The organism is Pleionea sediminis, assembly GCF_007570825.1.
Lineage (GTDB): Bacteria > Pseudomonadota > Gammaproteobacteria > Enterobacterales > Kangiellaceae > Pleionea > Pleionea sediminis.
On the sequence record NZ_SUNB01000005.1, the window covers coordinates 16,845 to 39,045 of the forward strand.

22 protein-coding genes are annotated in these 22,201 nt (G+C 38.4%); 16 read left to right on the forward strand and 6 right to left on the reverse strand.

What is annotated here, in order from left to right; all coding sequences use genetic code 11:
* Window positions 1-95: 95 nt before the first annotated feature.
* The 10 genes from FAX86_RS16800 to FAX86_RS16840 all read left to right on the forward strand — a co-directional run bounded on the left by FAX86_RS16800 (window position 96) and on the right by FAX86_RS16840 (window position 5,162).
* Entirely contained in the window at window positions 96-437 is a 342-nt protein-coding gene (locus FAX86_RS16800) for a winged helix-turn-helix transcriptional regulator (protein WP_144394638.1), read from the forward strand.
* Window positions 438-497: 60 nt separating this feature from the next.
* The gene (locus FAX86_RS16805) at window positions 498-935 is read left to right on the forward strand and encodes a hypothetical protein (protein WP_144394639.1); all 438 of its coding nucleotides are present in this window, start codon (window positions 498-500) and stop codon (window positions 933-935) included.
* Between the two features lie 87 nt (window positions 936-1,022).
* Window positions 1,023-1,316, forward strand: a complete 294-nt coding sequence (locus FAX86_RS16810; protein ID WP_484266835.1) for a MafI2 family immunity protein — start codon at window positions 1,023-1,025, stop codon at window positions 1,314-1,316.
* Between the two features lie 65 nt (window positions 1,317-1,381).
* Window positions 1,382-1,768 (forward strand): hypothetical protein, encoded by a 387-nt coding sequence (locus tag FAX86_RS16815; RefSeq protein WP_144394641.1) that lies wholly within the window; start codon window positions 1,382-1,384, stop codon window positions 1,766-1,768.
* A gap of 562 nt (window positions 1,769-2,330) precedes the next feature.
* The gene (locus tag FAX86_RS16820) at window positions 2,331-2,927 is read left to right on the forward strand and encodes a tetratricopeptide repeat protein (RefSeq protein ID WP_144394642.1); all 597 of its coding nucleotides are present in this window, start codon (window positions 2,331-2,333) and stop codon (window positions 2,925-2,927) included.
* Window positions 2,928-3,000: 73 nt separating this feature from the next.
* Entirely contained in the window at window positions 3,001-3,279 is a 279-nt protein-coding gene (locus tag FAX86_RS16825; protein ID WP_144394643.1) for a hypothetical protein, read from the forward strand.
* The gene (locus tag FAX86_RS16830; protein ID WP_144394644.1) at window positions 3,280-3,510 is read left to right on the forward strand and encodes a hypothetical protein; all 231 of its coding nucleotides are present in this window, start codon (window positions 3,280-3,282) and stop codon (window positions 3,508-3,510) included.
* Window positions 3,511-3,556: 46 nt separating this feature from the next.
* Window positions 3,557-3,703: a hypothetical protein gene (locus FAX86_RS22300; protein WP_164503642.1), complete on the forward strand. Its 147-nt coding sequence runs from the start codon at window positions 3,557-3,559 to the stop codon at window positions 3,701-3,703.
* A 361-nt stretch (window positions 3,704-4,064) separates the two neighbouring features.
* The gene (locus FAX86_RS16835) at window positions 4,065-4,592 is read left to right on the forward strand and encodes a hypothetical protein (protein ID WP_144394645.1); all 528 of its coding nucleotides are present in this window, start codon (window positions 4,065-4,067) and stop codon (window positions 4,590-4,592) included.
* A gap of 312 nt (window positions 4,593-4,904) precedes the next feature.
* Window positions 4,905-5,162 carry a hypothetical protein gene (locus tag FAX86_RS16840; RefSeq protein ID WP_144394646.1) on the forward strand — a complete coding sequence of 86 codons (258 nt, stop codon included), beginning with the start codon at window positions 4,905-4,907 and terminating at the stop codon, window positions 5,160-5,162.
* Between the two features lie 199 nt (window positions 5,163-5,361).
* On the opposite strand, the gene FAX86_RS16845 is transcribed toward FAX86_RS16840, so the two are convergent.
* Window positions 5,362-7,689 carry a ligand-binding sensor domain-containing protein gene (locus FAX86_RS16845; RefSeq protein WP_246128653.1) on the reverse strand — a complete coding sequence of 776 codons (2,328 nt, stop codon included), beginning with the start codon at window positions 7,687-7,689 and terminating at the stop codon, window positions 5,362-5,364.
* Window positions 7,571-8,077 carry a hypothetical protein gene (locus FAX86_RS22665; protein WP_246128640.1) on the reverse strand — a complete coding sequence of 169 codons (507 nt, stop codon included), beginning with the start codon at window positions 8,075-8,077 and terminating at the stop codon, window positions 7,571-7,573. The genes FAX86_RS16845 and FAX86_RS22665 overlap by 119 nt, the downstream gene beginning before the upstream one ends.
* Window positions 8,078-9,033: 956 nt before the next feature.
* On the opposite strand from FAX86_RS22665, the gene FAX86_RS16850 reads away from it, so the two are divergent.
* Entirely contained in the window at window positions 9,034-9,381 is a 348-nt protein-coding gene (locus tag FAX86_RS16850; RefSeq protein ID WP_144394648.1) for a low molecular weight protein tyrosine phosphatase family protein, read from the forward strand.
* Window positions 9,382-9,819: 438 nt separating this feature from the next.
* On the opposite strand, the gene FAX86_RS16855 is transcribed toward FAX86_RS16850, so the two are convergent.
* A complete protein-coding gene (locus FAX86_RS16855) occupies window positions 9,820-10,020 on the reverse strand; it encodes a DUF2158 domain-containing protein (protein WP_164503643.1) in 201 nt (66 codons plus the stop codon).
* A gap of 765 nt (window positions 10,021-10,785) precedes the next feature.
* Here FAX86_RS16855 and FAX86_RS16860 point away from each other — a divergent pair.
* The 4 genes from FAX86_RS16860 (at window position 10,786) to FAX86_RS16875 (ending at window position 15,747) form a co-directional block, all read left to right on the forward strand.
* Window positions 10,786-11,127 carry a hypothetical protein gene (locus FAX86_RS16860; protein WP_144394650.1) on the forward strand — a complete coding sequence of 114 codons (342 nt, stop codon included), beginning with the start codon at window positions 10,786-10,788 and terminating at the stop codon, window positions 11,125-11,127.
* Window positions 11,128-11,508: 381 nt separating this feature from the next.
* Window positions 11,509-11,721 carry a hypothetical protein gene (locus tag FAX86_RS16865; RefSeq protein WP_144394651.1) on the forward strand — a complete coding sequence of 71 codons (213 nt, stop codon included), beginning with the start codon at window positions 11,509-11,511 and terminating at the stop codon, window positions 11,719-11,721.
* Window positions 11,722-12,091: 370 nt separating this feature from the next.
* Window positions 12,092-13,333, forward strand: coding sequence for an ABC transporter substrate-binding protein (locus FAX86_RS16870; RefSeq protein ID WP_144394652.1), 1,242 nt, complete (start codon window positions 12,092-12,094; stop codon window positions 13,331-13,333).
* A 53-nt stretch (window positions 13,334-13,386) separates the two neighbouring features.
* On the forward strand, window positions 13,387-15,747 hold the full coding sequence (locus FAX86_RS16875) for an EAL domain-containing protein (protein ID WP_144394653.1): 2,361 nt from the start codon (window positions 13,387-13,389) through the stop codon (window positions 15,745-15,747).
* Between the two features lie 147 nt (window positions 15,748-15,894).
* Here the strand turns inward: FAX86_RS16875 and FAX86_RS16880 are convergent, their stop codons facing one another.
* The 3 genes from FAX86_RS16880 to FAX86_RS16890 are packed head-to-tail and all read right to left on the reverse strand — an operon-like array spanning window position 15,895 to window position 21,413.
* The gene (locus tag FAX86_RS16880) at window positions 15,895-18,030 is read right to left on the reverse strand and encodes an MtrB/PioB family outer membrane beta-barrel protein (RefSeq protein WP_164503644.1); all 2,136 of its coding nucleotides are present in this window, start codon (window positions 18,028-18,030) and stop codon (window positions 15,895-15,897) included.
* 4 nt (window positions 18,031-18,034) lie between these two features.
* Window positions 18,035-19,096 carry a DmsE family decaheme c-type cytochrome gene (locus FAX86_RS16885; RefSeq protein WP_144394655.1) on the reverse strand — a complete coding sequence of 354 codons (1,062 nt, stop codon included), beginning with the start codon at window positions 19,094-19,096 and terminating at the stop codon, window positions 18,035-18,037.
* A 1-nt stretch (window position 19,097) separates the two neighbouring features.
* Entirely contained in the window at window positions 19,098-21,413 is a 2,316-nt protein-coding gene (locus FAX86_RS16890) for an OmcA/MtrC family decaheme c-type cytochrome (RefSeq protein ID WP_144394656.1), read from the reverse strand.
* A gap of 149 nt (window positions 21,414-21,562) precedes the next feature.
* Here FAX86_RS16890 and FAX86_RS16895 point away from each other — a divergent pair, with 149 nt between their 5' ends.
* Window positions 21,563-22,171 carry a c-type cytochrome gene (locus tag FAX86_RS16895; RefSeq protein WP_144394657.1) on the forward strand — a complete coding sequence of 203 codons (609 nt, stop codon included), beginning with the start codon at window positions 21,563-21,565 and terminating at the stop codon, window positions 22,169-22,171.
* The last annotated feature ends 30 nt before the right edge of the window (window positions 22,172-22,201 follow it).

Genomic DNA, 22,201 nt, shown 5'->3' on the forward strand with positions numbered 1-22,201 from the left:
GATATATGTTAAGATTCGTAGATAATTTATCGAATCAACTTAGTGTTAAAAAGTAAGTACATATTGGTAAGGTAAGTACTTTTTGGTACATCTTTATGAAAAACAACGAAAAAAAATATTTGAAGAAAGCTGCGCCTAGTGAAAGTGCAAAGATGGTAGAGTCCATTTATGGTTGTAAATGGTCTCTTACGGTTTATCAGCTCTTGGCCGACGGAATTAATCGGCCTGGGGAAATGGTGCGTAGCATTGAAGGATTAACAACTAAAGTTCTAAACCAGTGTCTTCGTAAAAATACGGAGTTTGGGATCTTAGAGCGGATTTCATATAATGAGGTGCCACCGAGAGTGGAGTACAAGGTCACTGATTTTGGAGCCAAATTTATGAATGTTCTTGATGAGCTTGAAAAACTACAAAATGAAATTAACAATAAAATATAACAAACGCGTCAATTAGGACGCTCACGAGCTCGCGCCTATTACGCGGGCGTTAGGCATTTAATGAAAATTATTTTTTTAGCAAAGTTATTGTTTTGGTCGTTATTTTCGAATGCGTCGCAACCTCACTATTATTCATTTGATAAAGTTCTCCTGTCGGAGGGTGAAATTACAATTGAAGCGAAAACGAAAGATCATGGGAAAAAATTGGAGTTGTTGAGTATAAATACTCCAGATGGAAAAATAACACTTAATGTGGAAACAACTGAAAAAATTTTGAACCCAAAGCTTAATACGATTGGAATGGCGTTGATGCCATATGAGCTAGAAGATGGCGTTCGATATCTTAACGAGATTTCGATGTCATTTTACGGTGACAGAATATGTAAGTCAGATACAAATTCATTAAGTGGAAATTGGGCACCTGAAAGCAAATTGATAATAGTCTTTTGGGACTTAGAACATACAATAAGAATAGAAAGCGGAAAATGTGATGCCTAACCAGATGCGGCATCAGACAAAATACAGCGCTACACAATTTTGCTGCTGCGCAAGGAGTTATGAGTTCAAATGAATAAGCAAGAACTGATGATTTTGAGCCAGATCTCCTTGTTAGGAAATGTCTCTAAAAATATGCGATATGTATGTGTTAGTTTTGATTCTAAGCTTAATAAGCTTACCGTTTCTTGTTGGTGTGAATCAGAGCCATCGGAAAATGACAAGGAATTGATGTTTGGGTTTTGTGGGGAGCTAGATGGGCACTCTACGAAGTCTCTGGATACAGAAGTTGAACTCTTTCATGATGAACGTCCATACAGAGAAATTATTCAGGATGTCAATAAACGACAGATATGCGTATTTGCGATGAATGACGACTCATAACGAGAGTTAGAAAATAGGTTCGGCTAAAACAGCCTCACAATTTAAACAAGCGTTACTTTTAAATTATGAACATTAAATATTTACTGTCATATATTTTATTGCTTTTATGCGTATTCTCCTTGCCGGTTAAATCTTGCTCTGAATGGCAATATGCGAGTTTAAGTTTTACAAATAGAGCTAAAATTCAAAATGATGAGCTCAAGGATGTCTATACATTTGTATTTTGGAATGCTCCCAACGAATATGGAATGTGGCAGAATGGAAAGCCTTTGTCTGGCAATATAAAAATTACATTAACGGAGTATTTCAAAATAGATAAGGTGCATGCGCTGAGTATTCTCAATAAAATTGGTACTTCAGGTTGGGAAGCTTATGGGTTCCATACTATTCAAGAGTCGGAATCAGATCAAACTAGGCAGTGGCAGTTTAAGAAATGCAAAAATTTAAAGTAACAAGAAAAGGTTGCGGATTTGCAACCGCAACTTTAAGCGTTATTGACATCTCTGATTTAGAACGCGAGGATCAGAGCATGAGGATTCGGTATGGAGTTCTCAAGTCAATGGAATTTTATGCGGCTGTTAAATCTGTTTTATAGTTATTTGTAAAGTCTACTGTATGAAATTAAATAAGGTTAACATGGTGTTGGAATTGACGAACGAATTAAAGGAGTGATAAATTCACTATTGAAAGAGGGATTGAAAATACTTTATATTACTATTATTCTCTAAGAAGGGTGTAATTCTACGCCATCTACTAAGAATGTTTTAGAGTTCGAAAATATAAATGGATTAATTTATTTAAAAGGAGATAACAGCCCATTTACTGGTATAAACCAAAACTTTTATCCTAACGGTCAAATTTGATTTAGTATTTTAATCAAAGATGGCGTTCCACATGGATAGATAAAGTTTATTCGTATCGCTTATAAAGAAATATAACAAGTGGTTGGTGTCGCGACAGCTCAATCGCACACTCATTCCTTGCCGCACAACCGAGCATTATACGAGACTAATAATGAGTAAATATATACTGTTGCTATTAATTTTGACTGGATGCGCAAGCTCTCCAAGTGATAAAAAAATCTTAAACGCGCCTTTAGCCGAGTCTGACGATGAAAATGCGATTCATGCGCTTTGCTATAGCCATTTATATGGTGATGATGGTGCTCAAAAGAAGTGCGAAAACTTTCTTAGTGAAAGTAAAATCCTAAACATGCCTTTAGCTAATATTTGGCCTTTAGCTGAGTCTGGCGATGAAAATGCGATGCATGCGCTTTGCTACAGGCATTTATATGGTAAAGATGGCGCCAAAAAGGATTATGAAATCGCATATAAATGGTGTAAAAAATCTGCTGAAAAAGGACACAATAGCTCTCTTACGTTGATCGCAGAAATGCATTATTTTGGGCATTATATTGAGCAGGATTATGCCAAAGCATTTGAGAATTATCAGAAGGCTGCTAATCTCGAGCACGACCATGCTCAACTTGTCTTATACGTAATGTATGAAAAAGGGCAAGGAATAGAAAAGAATTTAGAGAAAGCGAAACAATGGCTAAAACGCTCTGCTAGAAATGGAAACGTTCAAGCTCAAAGATTGCTTGCCAAGTAGTTTTGTATTACCAGTGCCAGAAATTGAAGGAATAAGTAAAAGACACCCTAATTTAGGCGAGCAATAAGTATCAATGGATAATAAAGAGCAAAATATAATAAAGGCAGCTTCATTTCGATGTAAAAATTGGAAGTATCATAGGTTTATGAATTTAGTTTTGATTCTTTTAATAACTCTAATTACATACGATTTGATATTTGTTCTAAATCATCGTGAATATGGTGCTCTTTTAGGTGTGGCGCTTGGATTCGTCATTCGTTCTACATTTGAAAACTGGTCGAAACCTCAAAAAGAAGCATTGCTTGTCAAAATGGCAAATATACTTAACAATCAAAGTCGGCAGAAAAGTTAAATGCTAGTCGCGATTTATTTTCGCTGCTTCAGGCACTACGTCGTAAATGAAAGTTTTGTGGTGGAACGATTTTATGACGACATCGAGCGCTCAAAAACCGACGACTTTGAATATTACTTTGATGTGGCAAAAGCGGTGCAGCTGATTAAGTTCATTGAGCTGTTACCGCACGTCAAAGGCAAGTGGGCCAATAGTAAACGCCTTGCCAAACGCATTCAGCTGGAAGGTTAGCAAAAATTTATTGTTGCTAATTTATTTGGTTGGCTTGGTTCTTCTTATGGGGCTAGGTTACTTTGTCAGTATTATTCCTTGTCGAGGAGAGGTTGCGAGCTATCAAATTGACGACATTGGCAGGGCAGTTACGACAATTGCATTGTTTGGAATTGCAGGAATAACCGGAGCTTTCTTTTCTTGGTTTAGCTAAAAGTGTGACAGTGATAAGCTTACCTAACAATATAAAGGTAAAGCTAATTTATTTTGAACTAATGGGTAAGTTGGAATATGAAAAATCATCTGGTTAGTCAATAATTACGACTTCAAGTATCATTGTTGTAGATAGCGTTAAATTTACATTAAATTTAGAAAATGAACTTTGCTCATACCTTGAAGCTTTGGGAAATAGGCTTTGATAATAAACTGTTGTGTGACATTTAAGTGCCTCTTCCAGTCACTTACTAAATACTGAAAAGTAAAGGCGTTAAATGTGTAATAAGTCCAATGAATTACTATTATCATCAAGGTATACTGCGGCAATATCTAGTCAATTCACTAAATGAACCAAAAACATGAATCGTATTTTCAGTATCGTTTTCATCGCAGTATTACTTTGTTCTTGTTCGAAAAACGTTATCACCGATCCCAAACAAACAAATAGCGGGAGCCAAATTTCACGAGCTCAAGCAATTTCCACTATTGACCTCAAGCTAGGAAAGAATGTAAAGGCTAAAATAAAAGATGAAGAGGTTGATTTTAGCCAGCGGCAATTTAAAAGATACATCCAGCAGTATTTGGGTAAGTTTGATTTATATGACCAATCAAACAGCACAGGAGTGGTCGTAGAAGTGACCATTACCCATATGCGCGTTCGCAGCTATTTAGCATCTGCTGCACTTAGTTATGGATCAGGCCCAGACTTTATGCGCGGCACTGTTGTTGTCAAAAATGCGCAAGGAAACTTACTGTCGCAATTTGAAGTCAATGTCGTGTATGGTAAGAGTGGCATTTTTTCTGGAGGGCAAGAAAAAAGACTACTGTGGCTTAAACGTGCGTTTTCGCAGCAAATAGCGCTGCAGCTATCGGGCAATAATGACTGATATAATCAAGCGTATGTACTAAATGGAAACTGAGCGCATTAAATTTCTCTCTGAATTCACAGAAATAATAGATGAAAATATTATCGCCAACACATAAGTCGACTATGATCTCTTTTTAGATGGTGATGAACTACTACAAGAATTTGCAACGTATTAAATCGGCAGAGTTCGAACATAGGTCAGTATTTAACAAGTTGCGTTAAAGGTACAAATGATTGAAGTACGAGGTCCCGATAGCTTACAGCAAGTAACTTTTGAACCTTTTGGGACAAAAATAGATGGTTCAAATACATTTTTGTAGAAGCTCAGACATTGGAAGATGCCATAAACGCCTATTGTGAAAAGTTTAATTCTGAAATTAAGGTGTATGACGGAGAGATTGAAGATGTTCCTCTGTCGCCTGGAGAGAAAAAATATTTCTACTATAAAAGCAATGATCCGAAGTTTGGTGAGTTTTTGGTGGATATTCATATTATTAGAGCAAATGGAGAAGAGGTTTGTTTCAAACAAGATCTAACAGTTAAGTTAATGGATGGTGATTTTATAAATATTGGAATGCTTGCATGCTAATCTTTAACAAGAAATAGAAATAGAAATAGAAATAGAAAAAGTAGCAATGTTATTTATTTGAGTATCGGTCTTTTTAAAAATATAACTTAATATTTTGTTCTATAAAAGCTTTTAGTTTTTGGGGTGTTGAAAACACTACAGTGTACTTTGCTACATAAGCAGCAAAGCACAAGGAGAATTAATATTTTTAATCGATAGCTTACTCGTCGTGACCTAGGATATGATTTAACTCGGCTTGAGCACCTTCGTATTTACTGATCACTTTTTCTAATTTGTTTCGATGATAATACCAGACGGCAAATGAAAATAAGCCAAACGCAGAGAAGAAAAATAACGTCATGTATAAATAAAACGAAGGTTTTTCTGGAGATACAATATTGATTGAAAACTCTCGTTTCCCAACACCAGACTTAGAGTGGAACATTATTCTTATTAAATGTTTACCACTTGGCAGCTGTGCGAAGTGTATGGAATCTTCGGAGTTTAAATTAACCATCGGATTATTGTTCAGCGAGTAAGATATGTTTGATGGAAACTGTGAAAGATGATTGACACCAAAAACTTTTAGCGAAACCGGTGTTCCGTAGTCTATTTCGCTAGGAACTTCTGTCTTGGTATATAACGGTAAGCTTACAGGTTCAGCGCTGAAGTCAAAGTTATTGATTTCACTCCATCCATTGGTTCCGCCTGAAAACAAAACATCTTCACTTAATGAAAGAGAGTTTCGCAAAAACTCAGACGGGAAGAGGCCGCGTTTTCTGTCGAAGTTCTTAAACCAGTCGGAAGCTGATGTTTCCAAGTAAGAAATACCGTTGAGGGTAGAGAATATTATTTTGCCACTATCAACCAGATGCTCAATATCAGTGATGGTGTCGCTTAACAAATTACTGTTAAATGTCGTAAAGTTTTTATACACAGAGCCATTTTTAAGAATAAAGATGCCTTTTGATTGTGTGCCGACATATAGGGCATCATCCACCTGTTTTAAGCTCCAAATGACATGCTCGGGTAAGAATTGAGTTACTTCACGATTGGCCGTAACATTAAACAATCCATCCGTCGTTCCAATCCACAATTCATTCGAATTGGCGACTTCTAAACTTGTAATTGTTTGGCTTTTTAATCCTCGGTCAGAATTAATCGTCTTACGCTGCTTTAAGTTCAGGTCGAAAATAAAGACGCCGTGGCTGTCAGTTCCCACATATATATTTTGACCGTCAGTCTTTAAACTCAAGACAACTTCATTGGGCAGTAAGTTAGTTATTTTATTCGAGCCAGGATTAAACACGGTGAGTCCTTTAAAATGCCCAAGCCAGAGTCGACCATAATTATCTGGAATCATCGAAAGAATATTTTTCGAGGGCAGTCCCGAAACTTGAGTAAGTCGGCCATTGTCATTTTCCCACAGACCGTCACCATCTGAAGCAATCCATTTTTTGCCATTAAGCGATGTAATCGAGTGATAATGTGTACCAGGCTTGCCTTTAAAATTTTGTATGTTCAATCGATTCGGCGCTAATTGAAAAACGCCATTGTCTCGTGTGGCTGCCCAGGAGATACCCGAGGCATTATCGTGCGCAATGCTTAAAATGTAATTATTCGCAAAATATCGTTTGCACTGGTTAAAGTTTAAAAGGTTTTTGTCACACTCAAGCAGTCCGTTTTGTGTTCCCAGCAAAAAGGTTTCTTCAGTCATTTTGAAAGAATACACCGTGTCGTCGGTTAGAATCGGCGTTAGCGCTTGAGATTGTTCGTCATAAACCTTTAATCCATCGGAAGTACCGATGTAAATTTTATCGTTTACTCTATGAAATGTTTTTACGGCAACATGGTTGAGTGCAGACAGGCCCTTGGGCTGCGATTTGGAAAATCGAATTCCTGATCGGGTGCCGAGTAATAATCCACCAGAACCTCTCAGTGGCATAATGGCCGTAATATTGTCTTTAAACGTCAGTTTATTTAATTCGTTGAAGTTTTCATCAAACAGATACACTTCATTGCGAGAAGCAACGGCAATTTTATTATCGTCAATGTTATACAGCCCGTTTAAGTTAACTGTTTTACCACTGAGGAGAGTCTTTACGACACTACCATTTTGAATGACCTGTAAGCCCTTACCATCATTAAAGCCCACCCAGGCCTTGTACTCTGGAGGATGATTTTGATCCCAGGCAGGGGAGGTCTTCACAAGAATGGCATTAACTTGCGTCCCATTGATGCTATTAGAATTTGGATCGAGAGATTTTTGAAAATGCTCAAAACTTTCGCCGTTGTATCGACTCAGTCCGTTGTAGGTCGCAATCCATAGAAAACCATGGTCATCTTTAAAAATACTTGGCGATCGGTTAGATAATAATCCAGATTCAACTGTAATGTGCTTTGTACTTACGGTTTGTTTCGGTGCATTGTCAGCTTGCAGGTGGGTGCACAGAGCCGCCACAGTTACCAATAAAAGTTGGTACCGCTTCTCTTGTTGTGCTGCCCGCTTCCTGTGATCTTGAAACACCCGATAAAGCTTTTTGAGTATTGTTGTCATTTGCTTCGCTCTGGCTTTTAAAAACTACTATATAAGTAGGAAGTCTTGGATCTTCTGGGTTTCTTTTCGTTGCCCATGTTTGTCTGAGTAAATCACCGTATTGACTCCCATACTTTGCAGTAAGTCCGGCAGCATAATCATCGACCTGTTCGTCGCTGAATAATAGGGCTCCTACGTTTGTCCCGCCCAATGCGCACTCGGTAAAAACTTCTACCTGAAGATAGCTTCCGTCTGGTAGAAGTAAATTTGCACTCATATCTGCTACTTCTGCACGGTCTTCTGCGACGCTATTAGTAGCAAAATTCACAAACAAAAACAAAAGGATTGAGTTTAAATATTTCATTTTGAGAGTCCCTAAACCAAGGTATATGTGTGACATTCTATTTATCTTTGACGAGAATTACTATTTATCATTCATTCGAGATATAAAGGTTTGAGTAAATATCACACAAATAGTATTAGAACTCACAAAAACTCGAAAGCTTTTTCGACCTCCTTTAGCTCAAAATTAGAAACAGTAAGTTAATGATGCTCAAAATATGGACTAAAAGAATAGTCTGCGTGAGCATTATACCATTTGTTCATCTGCATTCTGAATTTGCCTTGCACTAAAAGTTGATTGTTTTGGTTGTTTATTAATATTTGAAATAAAGAGTTGTTTGATTTTTGCTCTGTAAAGCACAAAATTTAATCTTTCGATATTTTGTGGTAATTTGTAACCGTACAACTTTGTACACGGTTGTTTTTTGAACGTTCCTAGTTCGCACGAAACTTCTCTATTTAGTGATGAATTTATCAACAATCCTAGCTGTCATTGCAGAATCACGGTTGAGTGAAAATTATTCAGTTAGTGTGCTGGAGGAGTTCGCAGGTCTTCATTGGGAGGTTTTGAGGGTGTTAGCCATTCGTAAATCTATCTGATAAATAATGAGGTAACACTCGTTACAGAAAGTAGTATTTGGAATAATGGTAAAGTTAGGAGTTATAGTGAGGCCCTTCCTGATAAAAAATACCTCTACAAGCAACCGTGGGCTTGGCAACGTGGTAGAGGAATTGGTTGGGCGTTTGGGAATGTCAAGGTTGGAGCATTCGAGAACATACAGTATAGAATTCGGTTTAAAATTAAAGACGATACTTTGCTAGGTTATAAACCGAGGTTGGTATTTTTAACTACGGAAGCCTTGAATGATACATGACAATCCGAGGCGAATAAGACATGAAGGCATGCTCGATGTTTCCTACGTTATTTACGAGAGAATCTTGTGAATGCAAAAGATAGGCTGGATCATCCAGTAAAGAGCAAGCGACAACTTTTGGATCTGGATTTAGTTTCTGATGAAAAATCGTTTGAACTTACTCTTTATTTGTAGTCGTAATCAATGGCGAAGTCCTACTGGCGAGGAAATCTGGAGAAGGCGTCCTGGTTTTAATGCTCGCTCGGCAGGAACGAGCCCTAGTGCAAGAAAAACAGTAGGCCCGGCGGATATCCGCTGGGCGGACTTTATATTTGTTATGGAAAAGAAGCACAAGAATAGGTTGTTAGCCGAGTTTACTCGTATGATGGATCATAAGCGGTTATATATTTTAGACATTCCTGACGAGTACCAATACATGGATCCTGAGTTGGTGGACGAACTTGAGTGTAAGGTCTCTGATATCCTGGAACGAGAGGAAAACTCTTAACTCGATTATTTAGTTCGGGTGTTGTGCAATTTCTTATGACATTGTTTTTTTAGTGCTTGTTTCGAGGCGGCCTTTTATGTGTCTGTTGTACTACTTATGCTTGATTTTTAAACAGAGTAGTTTCATTTTCTATCAGACATGTTCATTAAGGAAAGACAATCAAATTGCTGTATTAAATAAGTTGGGCGCAAAGCTGGAATTCTCAAGTGGAAAAATTCTGGTGTTGGGATTTAAAAAAAGCCCCTTTCGGGGCTTTAAGCACAAAATCACAAGAATCTGGGGATACTGTTGTTTTTATTCGCATAGCCCCATTATTGATAATTGCGAAATATCAGTGCCAGAGCACTCTTTGCCTTTTGGTCCTACCAAAATTCTTTGAACAAGCGACACAAAAATCTCTGTGTTCGCAGACTGCTTCGTCAACGCTTTGGAAATTAATTATGCGCGCATTAGCATTTCTGGTTTGAAGATTTCTTTCTTTAGAGTTGTGCCGACAAACCATTTACAGACGACATCTTTTTCTTCTGCACCGCTGTTCATTAATTGTTCTTTTGTTGTATCGGGTAGCTCTTCAACAATTCCGAAAATGGTCATTTTGGTACCACCGGATTGAAGTCTTACCGTATCGCCTCTTCTCATGTTAAGCCTCATCTTTGTTTATTTTTATTAAAGTATGAATCGCAACACTTTCGAGGTTGAATTTATTTAATCTGGCGATAAATTGCTGTGCAAATCTTAGGAATAGTTTGTGACTCGATGAGATATATAATAAAAACAAAGAGTTACATTTGTATGTAATTTATACGTTTTATTGTGTGAGATATTTAAATGACTAACTATGAATTGAGACACATAAAAGTTTCATCAATTGAGACTTGGCTACAATATCTTTTCGATGGATTCTTGTGCATTGAATGGCGGTTTTGCTGGATAAATATCAATCAGTAACAATCTTTTTAGCGCGCAATGAGCTTGGTTTTTTTTAATCTTTTTGAGGGTTGATATTCAAAAAAATTTCGTTGTTTGAATGTCAAATAATTATTGAGAGTTGATTTTTCTTGAACGATTATTGACCGTAAAAATGAAAGGAATATTGAATTTAAAATAGACGGTTTTTTATTTTATGGTTAAAAAGCAAACAGAAGCTTTTATCTGAAATATAGGTGTATGATTGTCGGTTGACTTTTTTTGAACAGAAAACGAATACTAGAATCGATTGAGAAAATTCAAATAAAAGATGTCAGTGAGTATTAGGAAAATCGTGAGCGACGATAAAGGGCTGTTAACTGGTCGCGTCATTGAGGTGTGGTATTGTATAAAAGTGCAAAATAGGCATTGAGTTCTCAATTGAAAGGTAAAGCACAATTAACCCAGATGAGATAAATCTTAAGTGAGGCAATTTGAATGTTTGGATTAAAGAGAGCCATCAGAAATTACATTGAAAGGCTGCCTGCCGAATTAGGTCAGTTTGGCGAGCCTCCGTATACCAGAGAGCAAGTTGATGTTGCGGTTAGAAGAGCGAGTTTAAATGATAAACACATTCACTATGCTTATTTTATTCATTGTAATCAAATGCAGCATGTGAATGGCATCGGAGTAGATAATGGAAGTTGTACTGATATGAGAGGGACGATTGAATCTGCCATAGCTCCAGGGTTTTTGAGTAGTCTAATTTTAGGGGCTTCTTTTGGTGGCAGTAGCGATTCTTCTGGTGATTCATGTGATTTCAGCGGTGGAGCTGAATAGCTTGACTGCTTAAGTTAGAAAAGTAATCAACCCGCCAATATGCGCCTAAAGTTGGCTTTTCTTTAATGGTTATAGGCGGGAGTGTCATCTAATGGCTGTCTCCAGCATACCTACTTAATACTTTGTTCTTTTTTTATCCTCCGAATAGCGAAAAAGCTCCGATTTTTCCTATCTCAATAGTGTGATGAAATACCCAGATTTTGAATGTCTCCATTCGTGCATTATTTACACTCCTTCCCCGGAAGCCTTTGATAGCAAGGGCTAGGTTCAGAGTCTCCTTTGGACAAATGCATGTGAATATTTACAAATCGGTTTACAGTATATCGCGCCAAGTTATAATGCAGGCCGTTTTTAAGAAGCAATCGCATTCAGGAGATTTCTTTGAAAAATTTGGTATCATCATTTCGAACTATGTTGTCAGGCGGCGTACACGACCGACCTTTATACTTAGCCCCGATTAGTCAGGCTAGAGACATAGTGCCAGAAAGAGATTTTAGTTACATCTCGAAAGAAGAGAGCTCTTCGGATGTGATGGATATGGGATACCAAGTTAACTCTTCCATAGAGATAACCATCGGATACAAAGGATTTTAATCCACCCTTACCTGAATCGGGGTGTTTTAGTCGATAATCCGAAATTCCTATTCTGACTTTTTTAGGCGACCCATGTGGTCGCCTTTTTTGTTGTTAATCTCTACAAAATCATTTGCTTTGCTCATTGTCTTAAGTGCTTTAAGTCGAACTTCTGTCTCCAAAACACAAAATTCAACGACCTATCGTTCAATTTAACAAAGCATATTAAAAACAATAGCTTGTATTACAGTATCTAAGCATTGAGTGCGTTGGCTATGTTGGATCAGTCAATAAGATAGCAAAACTGACTTGGTCTATAATTTATAGGTTATCTTATCCGACAATTCGCTTAAGTATCTATCGATAAACGTATTTAACAGGTTTTTCAGCCATGCAACCAAGGTTCATTCACTTTATTTTTGTTTCCGCAATCTGGCTGTGTACCTCCGTATCAAGCGCAAAAATAGAGATTCCTTTCTACACGCCTAGTGGGGCAACGACAGAGTCGTCAAGAACCTATAAAGAACTTGTCGATATCTTTGAATCTTATAATCCGGACATAAAAATTCTGTTTCGTCCGGCAAACAATTACAATGATGTGTTAAACACAGTTATTGCCCTGGCAAAACGAAAGAAAAGTTCAGGCGTGTCTATCATCGAAATTTCTGAACTATTAACGCTCAAAGATTCTGACGCGATCATACCTCTGGACGCTTTTATAGCAAAAAGACGCAGTTTCCTCTCGCAATTTAAACCTGCATTCTTAGAAAATAGCTACGCAGAAAATGGTGCTCTATACGGTATTCCTGTATTTCGAAGTACCCCGGTGATTTTATACAATTTAGACTTACTCCAAACTGTCGGTGTTGGTAAAAGTAATTTACCAAAGTCTTGGGATGAATTAACGGAACTGTTAATTCAACTGAAAGAGGAAACAGGACGAGCTCAGTTTACCTTACCGGGCGATTGGACTGAATGGATATTTGAAGCCTTTGTTATCCAAAATGGAGGTGCTCTTGCCAATCCAAGTAACACAGAAGTTTGGTTTGATAAACCGACAACGATCGAAGCGTTAAGTTATTGGAAGATGCTTAATCAGAAGGGGCTTTTGAGGCAAATGCGAAATTGGAAAGGTTCACTTAACTATTTTACCTACTTTGGTAAAAGTGCTGTTACCTATTATTCTTCAGGTGGAATGCATTTTGTCTCTGAAAAGGCAAAGTTCAACTGGACCAGTAGTTTTATGCCTAAAAATGTTCAGTTCGGTACTCCAGTGGGTGGTGCAAACTTATTTATTTCAAAGCATATGAGTGAGAGAGAACAAGAGGCCGCTTGGACTTTTGTTGAGTTTCTTTTGCAAACAGAAAATCAGGTTAAAATCAGTAAAGCAACAGGCTATTTTCCGGTGACCGAAGCGGCGTTTGAAACACCTGAACTTAAAAGAGTCTACGAAGACCACGCTTTTGCTGTTAACAAAGAGCAACTGGAATTTTCTCGACCTAAAATAATGACCAGAAACTATGTAAAAGTTAGAGAGTTATTAAAAGAAGCAATTAATGATGCATTAAACAATGATATGTCGGCCAAAGCGGCATTAGAGAAAGCACAAAAAAAGGCTCAAGCTTGGCTTTAGAAAGAAACAATTTTCGACCCAATGAGTAGAGCCCGTTAAATCCCGAGTAATTTATGCCAGAAGAAGAACATCATCAGTTTTATCAATCGATATCAATTAAGTTATTGACTCGAGTATTCGCCAATTATGTTTTGGTCGCAATATTAGTTACTTTTCTCCATGTTGTTATTGAATTTTATAGCCAAAAGAAAGATGTGAGAGTTGAGTTAGAGCAATTGCAAGAAGTCATTCAGCCTAGTTTGTTAGCAGCAACAAAGAACTATGACTTGGAGCTTATCGAAAGTAATTTAAAGGGTAATATTAAAATTCCAACTCTGATTGGTATAGAAGTTGAAGATGAAAACTCAGAGTTGTTAGCTTTTATTGGCACTACAGAACGTCAAAAAAAGAATGATATAGACGAATCCCCCTACTTTTCTTTTAAACATTCAATCTTGTCCGAGCTCATTGCGCACCGATTCAATTTGATAGTACCGGAGTATGGCATTGTTGGTACAGTTACTTTGTACTCAAATGGTGAGGTTGTATTTGATCGAGTCAAGCTCGGCTTTGTTTTTATCTTGATTAATGCATTTATTAAGACTGCCGCTCTTTGGATTATTTTTTCTGTTATTAGTCGGAGTATGTTGAATCGGCCGTTATCTAAGTTGATTGAGCAAATTCGTGGCGTTAGCATAGAAATTCTGGATACGAATAACTGTAATGGTAAAAAGGTTGAAATTGGTGGCAGAGAAAAAACAGAGCTGCAGATTATTGAAGATAGCTTTAATGAAATGCTGGCTCGATTGAAGCAAGCCCTTAAGGAAAATAAGCGCAATCAGAAGCGTATTAATTTAATTGCGACTGCGCTATTGGATTCTTCTGATGGTGTTGTGATTGCGGATAAATATGGAAAGGTTATTGAAGTCAACCGAGCACTATTGGTTATTTCTCAGTATTCCGAAAGCGAGCTGGTAGGTGTCGATTATTTGTCGCTGATTTCGAAGTTGAGTGATTCGAATGTTTCTCAGTATTTAGTAAGCAATTTAGAAAGTAGTGGTAGTTGGAGTGGTGAAATTCGTGGAATTAGCGCGACCGGAAAAGATTTAACCTTATGGGTAAGTATAAGCTCAATTAAAAGTAGTAACGGTGAAATAGAGAACTATTTGATTTTGTTTAATGATATGAGCAGGCTAAGGGAGTCTCAGCAAGAGCTGGAGTTTCTGGCATTTCATGACAGTCTCACGAAGCTTAATAATAAGTTTAGTTTGGAGCAGCGACTAAAATCTAGAGTTGACGCTGACTCATTAGTTTTGCTCAATATCGATAACTTTAGCTACATTAATATGGTTTACGGGTATTCTTTTGGTGATAAGTTACTAATAAAGATTTCACTGTTTTTAAAAGAAATATTTGGACTGTCCCATTTATATCGGATTGACTCTGATGAGTTCGCTCTTTATTTTGAAGACGATGAAGAAGTCGTTACTGTTATTGAAACGATTCAAAGTTATTTCTCTGATAAAAATTTAGAAATTGACGGAATTACATTGAATGTGACATTTACCTTTGGAGCTGCGGTCAAGTGTGATGAGCTTTTGAGAAGCGCGAAACTGGCGTTAAAGAAGGCGAAAGAAGAAGGTAAGAACCGTTTTCTGGTTTACGAGGAAGACCAAAGTATTATTGACAATGCTCGAAGAGAACAGTTTGTTGTTTACAATAATTTATTACACAAAGCCATTGCGAACGATTGGGTTGTTCCATTTTTTCAAGGCATACGAGATAATCATTCTGGAAAAATCGATAAGTATGAAGTTTTAGCGAGAATAAAGACTGAAGACGAAATTGTTTCCCCATATCACTTTCTGGAACCTGCGAGAATGTCGGGTCTGCTACCCAATATTACTAAAGCAATCATCGAGAAAAGTTTTCTAATTATGCAGCATTTCTCCGATGTATCATTCAACATTAATATAACGGAAGATGACCTAAGTCGACGTTATCTTGTTGATTTTCTTGCCGGAGCCTCCAAAAGGCACTCAATTGATCCATCTAGAGTAACGTTGGAAATACTTGAGGGTGTTAGTGCTTCTGGAAAGCAAAGTAATGTTAGTCAATTAGTTGAACTCAAAAAGCAAGGTTATCTTTTGGCGATTGATGACTTTGGTTCAGAGTATTCCAATTTCGAACGTATTTATTCTCTTGATGTCGATTTCATTAAGATAGACTCAAAATATATTAAAGATATAAACACTAATAAGAAAAGCTATGAGATTACTAAAGCTATCGTAAACTTTTCGAAAAGTGCCAATATTAAGGTGGTTGCCGAGTTTGTTCATTCTAAAGAAGTTCAGAAAGTCATTGAAGATCTTGGGATTGACTATTCACAAGGCTATTTCTTTAGCGAGCCTATGGAGCGGCTACAAATATATTAATTGTGACTTTTAAACCATTTTATAAACTAGAAGAAAATGTTTTTGGAGTTGGGCAGCGCATCAAGTCAAAGTTGACGATTTTAGTCGAAATTTATACAGAATAGAGCATGCTTTCGCTTTCTTGTCTAGTATATGTTGGTGCAGGTTTTAAGGGGTGATGACTACTTTTATGGAAAAAAAGTGAAGGTTGTAGTTTGGTGCTATTAACGTAGGTGGGATTAGTTTAGGTACTTCATCAATTACTAGCAGGTCCTGTTGCCAGTCACGATTATTCAATCGCTCGTATTGATATAACATGTTTAACGTTGTTATCGGATTAAGTTGATAAATTGGCTCAAATTTTATTTTCGTCTGTTCTCTTCTTATGGTTGGAAATGGCTCTTCATTTAAAACGGACTGTGTATGTTGGTCGCCATAAAATTGGCTGTTGAGAATAGCCAACTTATACTGCCACTCGGATGGATTTGGTTGATAACTGAGATTGATACCGAAGGTGACAATATAGTCTCGATATTCGCTGGACCAAGGTAATGTGTCGTCTTGAATACCACCAATCTGATTTGAGCGACTCAATTCACGGTCAATATAAAATGAGCTGTGAGTTGAGTTGTTTAAGGTATGCTGGTACTCGATGTGTGCGATGGAATGCTTTGCACTCTGAATGCCATAGGGGCTTTTAGGATAACGATCCCATTGATTTTTATAATCAATCATTACCGCACTTTTATGATTGATAAGCCAGTTGTTATTAATATGCCACTCAACTCGGTTGTATTTGTTGGCATGAAAACGACTGAGGATATTACGTTCTTCAAATGACGTGTCGGCACTCCAATAATACCGACTTATTGAACCTTCTCTGTTTGCCCTTCCCGCTGAAAGTGAAATGTCGTAATTTTCGGTTGGGAAAATATTTAAACGAAAAGCGTGCTTAGCTTCATCCGATTTAATGGAGTCTTTTAGTTGATCATAGTTTTTCCACTTGCTTTTGTATGATAAGTACATCATTTTATTGATTCGCCAATTAAGATTGAACAGATGGTTTTGCTTTTTATAATCCAAAACTCGAGGGTAGATAACATTAAACTCGGTGTCATTAGCTGTATTACTGCTCGACCAAAGGTGTTCGGTGAGCAAGTAGTGTTTTGATTGACGCTCGTCTAACAGATAGCGATAGTTCAGTTTTATATTGTTTTTTACTCGGTTCGAATAATTTATTTTTATGTTAGATGTATTGACTTTCAAATTAGCTGTTTCTTGTGGTAGAGCCGTTTCATAGCCTTGTAATGGATTAAAAGGCTGTGCGAAATAATCATCCTGCGAACCTTTTCCCCAAGCACCATTTAGGTGTAAACGCTGACTAGATGTCAGCTGATTGACATAGCTTAAGCTAATTTGGTGAAACTTATTATCTGGCAGCTGACTATGGGGAATTTCAGTATAATTGTTATTGATTGAAACAAAAGGATTTTCCCAAAAAGTAGTCGTGTATTTGTTTTGCAATAAAGATAAGTGATAAGACGATTTTAATTGCCACTTCTCAGTTTGATAGGCAAGGTAAGCTGTAAGTTGGTCATTCGTGAAATCTTTTTGCAACGGAAAAAATGTTGAAGCAGTCAGTATGCTGCCGGCATGTAATTGTTGGCTTTTATAATTATCTGAACTAAGTTTAACTCCACTTTTCCAGGGGTGCGTGGGGGAATAATCGAATCTGATGCCTTGTCTGAGCAATTCATTGCTGGGTTCAAAGTTTTGGAAATTAATCGTTGAACTTGTCAGGTCATCAGTCGATGCAATAGGCTGCCAGCCATCAGGCAGTGCTGCGTTATAACCATTGTGTTGCGTAAATAAACTGATTTGTGAATTACCTGTATGCCATAGCCGAGCATTTTGATAAAGTTGAAAATGATATAACCCTGGTTTTTCAAATGAAAAGCTCAACTCTTGGTTATTTTCATTTAAATAGTCTATGTTAAAAAGTAGAAGTAAGTTGTTGTTCCAGTGCTGAGATTCGAAACCAAAGCTGAAATCAAAAGGTTCTTGGTAATTTAGTTCCCGGTGGTTTTTCAGGTAGTGACCATTTAGCCACGAAAGTCCTGCGTAATATCTTAGATAACTTTCCGTAAATTGATTACAGAACTCACAATTTTCAAACTCCAACATTTCTGGCAGTAAGTCAGTATTTTTGTCATTAGCAACGGAGTTATTCTCAGCCGAAAATAAAGTAACCAGTGCAATTAACTTTAACAAAGGTTGAGTTGAAGAGAAGCACTGGCGATCCATAAAGTCACCGATTGAGTTTATCACCGCTTGGGTGATTTGAACCATGCACATGAGTATGACAGTTAGTACAGCTATTCGATAACATAAATATTTCAGCTCGATTAGCGTTGAGCTCCGATCCGCTAAAGCCAACCGAAGAGTGTTCTCTGCTATTGTGGCATTGTTGACATAGCAAGGGAGCCCTTCTATTAAGCATTGCTGTGTTGATTGATCCGTGGGGATCATGGCAGGTCGTACAGTTGTCTGTCACCGGATAATGTTCCCATAGAAAAGGGCCGCGTTTATCGGCATGGCATTGGAAGCAAGTTTGGTTAACGGATAGTTTTTTGAGTGAAAACTCATTGTTTGATGAGTGCGGAGAATGACAGTCGGTACAACTCATTATATCGCTAGTTACTGGATGGTGGGAAAACTTAGTGCTGTCATTTCGTTGTGCGTGGTGACATTGAAAACACACTTGCGCCTGTGTCGATTTTTCCAGTACGGGATCTCTTGCAACGTGAATAGAATGACATTGAGTACACTCTAATTCCAACGAGTGATGTTGGCTACTTTGCCACGCGAGAAGTTCATTTTTATGGCAGTTTAAGCATTGCTGATTACGTAGTTCGGTCATATCGGCGGTACTGTCGAGTCGATGCGATCCGTTAAAGTTAATCATGGGCGGACGCGTTTCGCCACGGCGAATTCTTTTACTGTGTTCTAAACCTGGGCCATGACAGGACTCACATTGTTCTTGGGCAAAAGGACTGCGAGGATTTACTGCAATGCCGTGGGGTGATTGAAATACCTCCGCAATATTCACTTGTTTATCTGTATCGTGGCAACGCAGGCAGCCATCGGCTCCGCGTTTGCTGACCACAGCATTTGCGATCTGTTGCATAATATTAATTTCTACAGTTTGACTGTCTGCGTTAGGCTTGTTCTCATTGTTCTCATTGTTCGAGGTGTTTTTATCAGTCGCATTATTTAAAGCAAACAGAGGCATGACAGCGAATGATAATAAAGCAAAAATTAACAACAACACGCCGGTTAAGAACCAACGAGAATGTAAGTCGTGAGTCATGTTATGGAGACTCCTGCAACTCGTGAACTTTTAAAATATCGGCTACTCTGTCTTGCCCATGACAAATTGCACAGGTCTCGACATAAACTCCAGAATCAAATTCGCCTTGTAACGCATTAAACGAGCTGCCATTGTGTTTCATATGAGCTTTTGCCAAATCTGAGTCATGGCAAGATGAGCAAACGGCTGCGGTTGCACCGATATTGTGATCATCACTTTGATCCAGCGCTGCGACTAAGGGGACAAGATCTGTAGAGCCAAAAGGAGATTGGTTGTTAACGGTTGCCTGTGAATCAATGGTTGTCGCTAGAACATTGTTATTTAGCGGTAGGGTTAAACTCTCTTGGATATGACAGGCAAGACAATTGTCCGGATTATTTGGGTAGCGAATTTCTGAAAAATCGTGTGCCTGATTACCAAATCCGTATACGACTAAATTATTGTCTCTAACTTCTGCACCGTGAATGGCATGAATTAGGTATTTGAAGTCGATTGTTTGCTCTTCGAGGTTATCGAGAGCGTTAGTATTCATTTCGTTATCGGATCCATCAGGATCAGTCGGGCGCATTGCCAAGTCCGTATTATTGGGATTATGGCACATCGCACACAGCTGCAAATTATCAGTACGGTTGTTACCATGAAATGACAGACCATCTAAAGTGCCATGACAATTTTGACACTTCTGTAAATCGACCACTTCGCGTCGAGGCGTTGGTGAGTCGTCGGTAATTGCAAAGTAAGAGACAGCGCCTTTTACTGGAATGCGGTCGGAATAAGTTCCATCACCATCTAAATCACCGGCTGGATGTCCTTCGATTGCAGCGGCACCCGAGCCCGTCATATCGGCGGGAATAGCCACGGAAGACGTGATGGAAAAAGTTCCGTCTAAATTGTTGGTCGCGTTAAGACCGTTCATTGAAACGGCTGTAGCGGGTGCTCTACCAGCATCATTGTTGGCATAATCCTCAGTGTTCCAAGACAATAGAATGGCCAATCGACTCGCACCTGCTGAAGCGGTCCAGGCCGGTTCGGTCAGTGAGTAGGGATTATCGCCGTTTGTTGGGTCGGTTATTGAAAACTGTATGATCGGAAACTCACCCGGAGCGGTCTGCGTGATTGAAAGAATATTGTATTGATATTTTTCGGCTTCGACTTTGTCAGGTTGAGCGTGGGAATCGAAAACACTCCCCGCGACTCGATCAGGTGCATGGCAGGTGGTGCATTCGCTATTATCGGTAACGACTCCACCCACGTGTCCGCCCGCGACACCGTCAGCAAAGTCAATATCGTCATGACATGAACCACAAGCTTCGAGCGTTGGGCGTTCAAACCAGTTACTTGCCTGTGGAGTTTCCTCATTTGATGAGTCGTGGCACTTAGTGCAGTTTTTAATATTTTGTGGAAAGTGTACGTCGGAATAATTGTGCTCGGAATTACGAAATCCCCAAATTTGATATTCCGTGCCAGATTGAACACTGGGTAAGTCTGCACCTCGATGAATTTTATGGATCATGACTTTAAAGTCAACGGTATTACCACTTTGGGCATCAGTAGAGCCAGGGTTATGGCAAGTCACACAATAGTCAACGTCGGTTCTACCTCCGCCATGAAAGGCAAGCTCACCGTGGCAACTATTACACGTTTCTGTTGTCACTATGTGTCGTTGATTTAAATTGTCAGTGGCGCCGGTTGAAGGAATAAAATTGTAGGTTGCGTTAATGGGAGAAAATTTACCACTGACCTGAATAGCAACTCGATGAACCAGATCGGGCTGGTAAGCGATGGGTACTGGATCTGAAACATTTTGAATCGGAGTTGCAAAAGTATAGCGATAGGTACCGTTTTGATTATTAGTAAATTCTCCGTTACGTTCGGCGGTCGCTTGTAGTTGAGGCTCAGTCCCAGAGCCTACTTCGCCAGGTTCTTCAATTCGATTGATATAACTCTGCCAACTGTCAGCATCTCCCGCTGTTCCAGGTATCAATTTTGCGATAATAAATCGCACTTCATTGGCAGTTAAACCAGTAAAGGGATCACCATCTTGATCGTTTGCACTAAACCAAACAGTGAAGTTTCCGTTGGTTTCTACGTTATCAATTTGAAGAGTAATACTATCTGCTTCATTGTTAACATAGATGACATCACCTGGCGGGCCCTCTGGACCGACAGCACCGTTGCGTCCATCATCTCCACATCCACTGATTAGAAGCATTAGTAAAAGTACAACAGGAATAAAAAGAGGATCAAAATGCCTGAGTATTTCAGAATGAGAACATTTGCAAAGGTTCGATAAATGCAGTGATAGGCATGCTCTCATATCTAATCCTCTATATTGTTTTCATAGATCTACACTATAGTAGTGTGAATCAAGTTTTGTCCTGATTTATTGATATAGGTCATTAAACAATAGTTATTAACGATTAGAATCATTCGATACCCCAAGGTTAATAAGGGAGCTAGAACAAAATGAAGCTTTTTAAAAAGTTTTTTCCAGTCACGCTTACGTTAATCGCAGTGACTTGTTTTTCTTCAGAGGATCTTGAATCTATCATCAAACACTGCGATGCCTGTCACGGAGATAAAGGAAATAGTAAATATAGTCAATTTCCATCCATTGCAGGTTTTTCAGAATTTTATTTAGATGAAAATATGCGAGTTTATCGAGATGCTGCACGACCTTGCGAAGTAATTGACTTTCCAGGTAAGAGTGATGCAAAGGCTACAAGTATGTGCGAGCTGGCGGCAAATCTTTCGAATGAGACGATTGCACAAATTGCAGAGTTTTATGCTAAACAAACTTTCCAGCCTATAAAACAAGAGTTTGATGCAGAGAAAGCAAAGGTCGGTGCTGACGTTCATGAAAAACATTGCAAGCGGTGTCATTCTAGTGGAGGTTCAGATCCATTAGATGATGCAGGTATCTTGGCGGGTCAATGGAAGACATATCTATCCGATACATTTTCACAATATGAGAGTAGTAAACGGCCACAGCCTGAAAAAATGGCAGAAAAGTTTAATAAGCTGGATGCTGATAGTAAAGACGCGCTACTCCATTATTATGCGTCACAACAGTAACTGGTTATTTTTTAATATAGCTTGGGATCT